A 3,672-nucleotide genomic window follows, 5' to 3' on the forward strand; every position below is an offset into this window, starting at 1 on the left:
GGGGCCGGGGACGGGTCCGGCGCGGCCCCGACGGCCGGGTCCGTGACGGACATGACTGTTCCCTGATCGGCAAGCGACCGCTTAGTATGCGATCGACCGGTCGAGGACGCAGTCCCGTGGAGGCTTCGCATGCAGGCATGGCAGGTGCACGAGAACGGCGAGCCGAGTGAGGTGATGCGGCTCCAGGACGTCGAGCGGCCCACGCCCGGCGACGGCCAGGTCCTGCTGAAGGTGCGCGCTGCGAACATCAACTTCCCGGACGCGCTGATGTGCCGCGGCCAGTACCAGGTCCGGCCGCCGATGCCGTTCACGCCGGGCGTGGAGATCTGCGGCGAGACCGAGGACGGACGCCGGGTGATCGCGAACCCGGCCCTGCCGTACGGCGGTTTCGCCGAGTACGCCGTCGCCGACACCGCCGCCCTGCTGCCCGCCCCCGAGTCGCTCGACGACGCCGAGGCCGCCGCGCTGCACATCGGCTACCAGACGGGCTGGTTCGCACTGCACCGCCGGGCCCGGCTGGAGGCCGGCGAGACGCTGCTCGTGCACGCCGCCGCGGGCGGGGTCGGCAGCGCGGCCGTCCAGCTCGGCAAGGCCGCCGGTGCCACCGTCATCGGGGTCGTCGGCGGAGCGGACAAGGCGGCCGTCGCCCGCGAACTGGGCTGCGACGTCGTGATCGACCGGCGCGCCGAGGACGTCGTCGCCGCCGTCAAGGCGGCCACCGGCGGCCGGGGCGCCGACGTGGTCTTCGACCCGGTGGGCGGCGACGCCTACACCCAGTCCACCAAGGTCGTCGCCTTCGAGGGCCGGATCGTCGTCGTCGGCTTCGCGAGCGGCACGATCCCGTCCGCCGCGCTGAACCACGCCCTGGTGAAGAACTACACGATCCTCGGCCTGCACTGGGGCCTGTACAACACCAAGAACCCGAAGCTGGTCCAGCACTGCCACGAACAGCTCACCGAGCTGGCCGCCCGGGGCGCGATCAAGCCGCTGGTGAGCGAGCGCGTCCCGCTGGGCGAGGCCGCGGCCGCCGTCCAGCGGGTCGCCGACGGCGTCACCACCGGCCGCGTCGCCGTGCTGCCCGCTCTGGAGAACGGAGCCGCCGCATGACCGACGCAGCCGAACTGCGCAGCCTCACCCAGGGGTTGCTGACCGCGTACCCGCCCGCCACGACGGACCGCACGGACTTCCTCAGGGCCCGGTTCGACGCGGGCCTGGCCTGGGTGCACTACCCGGTGGGCCTCGGCGGACTCGGCGCCCCCCGCTCCCTCCAGGCCGTCGTGGACGCCGAGCTGGAGGCCGCGGGCGCTCCCGACAACGACCCGCGGCGCATCGGCATCGGCCTCGGCATGGCCGCGCCGACGATCCTGCGCTACGGGACCGACGAGCAGAAGCAGCGCTTCCTGCGCCCGCTGTGGGTGGGCGAGGAGGTCTGGTGCCAGCTCTTCAGCGAGCCCGGCGCCGGGTCCGACCTGGCGGCCCTGGGCACCCGGGCGGTCCGGGAGGGCGACGGGGACTGGGTGGTCAACGGGCAGAAGGTGTGGACCTCCAGCGCGCACCTCGCCCGCTGGGCCATCCTCATCGCCCGCACCGACCCGGACGTGCCCAAGCACGCGGGCATCACCTACTTCCTGTGCGACATGACCGACCCCGGCGTCGAGGTCCGGCCGCTGCGCCAGATCACCGGTGAGGCCGAGTTCAACGAGGTGTTCCTCACCGACGTCCGCATCCCCGACTCGCGTCGGCTCGGCGAGGTCGGCGACGGCTGGCGGGTCGCGCAGACCACCCTGAACAACGAGCGCGTCGCGATCGGCGGGATGCGGCTGCCCCGCGAGGGCGGCATGATCGGCCCGGTCTCGAAGACCTGGCGCGAACGCCCCGAACTGCGCACCCACGACCTGCACCAGCGCCTGCTCGGGCTCTGGGTGGAGGCCGAGGTCACCCGTCTCACCGGCGAACGGCTGCGCCAGCAGCTCGTCGCGGGCCAGCCCGGCCCCGAAGGCGCGGGCATGAAGCTCGCGTTCGCCCGCCTCAACCAGCAGATCAGCGGCCTTGAGGTGGAACTGCGCGGCGAAGAGGGCCTGTTGTACGACGACTGGACCATGCGCCGCCCGGAACTGGTGGACTTCACCGGCCGTGACGCCGGCTACCGCTACCTGCGCTCCAAGGGCAACAGCATCGAGGGCGGGACCAGCGAGGTCCTGCTGAACATCGTCGCCGAGCGCGTCCTGGGACTGCCGTCCGAGCCGCGCACCGACAAGGACGTCGCCTGGAAGGACCTGGCCCGATGAGCACCACGCCCGACCTGCTGTACTCGGAGGAGGAAGAGGCGCTGCGGTCGGCGGTGCGGGACCTGCTGACCGACCGCTGCGACCCGGCCGCGGTGATCGCGCGCACCGAGTCGGACACCCCGCACGACCTCGCCCTGTGGAAGACGCTCACGGACGGGATGGGCCTGGCCGGTCTGCTGGTTCCGGAGGAACTGGACGGCCAGGGCGCCACCCACCGCGAGGCCGCCGTCGTTCTGGAGGAGCTCGGGCGGGCGGTCGCGCCGGTGCCGTACCTGACCAGCGCCGTGGTCGCCACCGAGGCGCTGCTGGAGTGCGGCGCCGACGACCTGCTCGCACAGCTGGCCACCGCCACCTCGATCGGCGCGCTGGCTGTCGGACTGCACACCGCCCCGGGCGCCGCCTTCGCCACCGTACGGGTGGAGAACGGCCACCTGCACGGCGAGTTGACGGGCATCGCGGACGCGGCCGTAGCCGACCTGCTGCTCGTACCCGCCGACGACGGCGGGCTGTACGCGGTGGACTCCGCCGCCGTGACCGTCACCCCGCAGGTGTCCTTCGACCTCACCCGCCCGCTCGCCACCGTCCGGCTCGACGGCGTCGCCGGCCGCCGCGTCGGCGACGCCGGACCGGCCGTCCGGCGCGCCCTGCGGGCCGGTGCCGGACTGCTCGCCTCCGAGCAACTCGGCCTGGCCGAATGGACGTTGACGGAGACGGTCCGCTACCTCAAGGAACGCAAGCAGTTCAACCGGCCCGTCGGCGGGTTCCAGGCCCTCAAGCACCGGCTCGCCGGGCTGTGGCTGGAGACCGTCGGTCTGCGCGCCGCCGCCCGCAACGCGGCCGACGCCCTCGCCACCGGCGAGGACGCCGACGTGGCGGCCGCCGTCGCCCAGGCGTACGCGGCCTCCGTCGCCGTGCACGCCGCCGAGGAGGCGCTCCAGCTGCACGCCGGCATCGGCATGACCTGGGAGCATCCGGTGCACCTGTACCTCAAGCGGGCCAAGGCCGACTCGATCGCGTACGGCACGGCGGGCGCCCACCGGGCCGCGCTGGCCGAACTCGTCGACCTGCGCGCTCCCTGACCGACACCCGGCGAAGCCCGCCCCACCCGGACGCGAACCACTCCCGCGTCCACCCGGGGCGGGCTTCGCCGTGCGCCCGCGCGCAGGGGTGAACGAGCGGCGGCGGTCCGGCCAACTCCGCGCACCCACAGGCCTGTCGGGGTGCGGGCGGCCGCATACTCCCTGTGGTTCGCACCCGCCCCACAGGGAGGAACGACATGGTCCCCGTCACCCGCCGCAGAGCCCTCACCGCCTTCGGCGCCACGCTCGCCACGATGCTCGCCCCGCCCGCCGCCGACGCGTTCGCCGACGGGCCAGGGCACGGC

3 protein-coding genes are annotated in these 3,672 nt (G+C 74.0%); all 3 read left to right on the top strand.

The window, feature by feature from the left end; all coding sequences use genetic code 11:
* Nucleotides 1–129: 129 nt before the first annotated feature.
* The 3 genes from FNH09_RS45245 to FNH09_RS45255 are packed head-to-tail and all read left to right on the top strand — an operon-like array spanning nucleotide 130 to nucleotide 3,367.
* Nucleotides 130–1,107, top strand: coding sequence for an NADPH:quinone oxidoreductase family protein (locus FNH09_RS45245; protein WP_152895693.1), 978 nt, complete (start codon nucleotides 130–132; stop codon nucleotides 1,105–1,107).
* Nucleotides 1,104–2,288, top strand: coding sequence for an acyl-CoA dehydrogenase family protein (locus tag FNH09_RS45250; protein ID WP_152895694.1), 1,185 nt, complete (start codon nucleotides 1,104–1,106; stop codon nucleotides 2,286–2,288). The genes FNH09_RS45245 and FNH09_RS45250 overlap by 4 nt, the downstream gene beginning before the upstream one ends.
* A complete protein-coding gene (locus tag FNH09_RS45255; RefSeq protein WP_152895695.1) occupies nucleotides 2,285–3,367 on the top strand; it encodes an acyl-CoA dehydrogenase family protein in 1,083 nt (360 codons plus the stop codon). The genes FNH09_RS45250 and FNH09_RS45255 overlap by 4 nt, the downstream gene beginning before the upstream one ends.
* The last annotated feature ends 305 nt before the right edge of the window (nucleotides 3,368–3,672 follow it).

This window comes from Streptomyces adustus (genome assembly GCF_009377175.1).
Taxonomy (GTDB): Bacteria; Actinomycetota; Actinomycetes; order Streptomycetales; family Streptomycetaceae; genus Streptomyces; species Streptomyces adustus.

Excerpts from the sequence above, each read along its gene's own strand:
- FNH09_RS45250 (WP_152895694.1), top strand. The coding sequence starts at position 1,104 with ATGACCGACGCAGCCGAACTGCGCAGCCTCACCCAGGGGTTGCTGACC.
- FNH09_RS45255 (WP_152895695.1), top strand. The coding sequence starts at position 2,285 with ATGAGCACCACGCCCGACCTGCTGTACTCGGAGGAGGAAGAGGCGCTG.
- FNH09_RS45245 (WP_152895693.1), top strand. The coding sequence starts at position 130 with ATGCAGGCATGGCAGGTGCACGAGAACGGCGAGCCGAGTGAGGTGATG.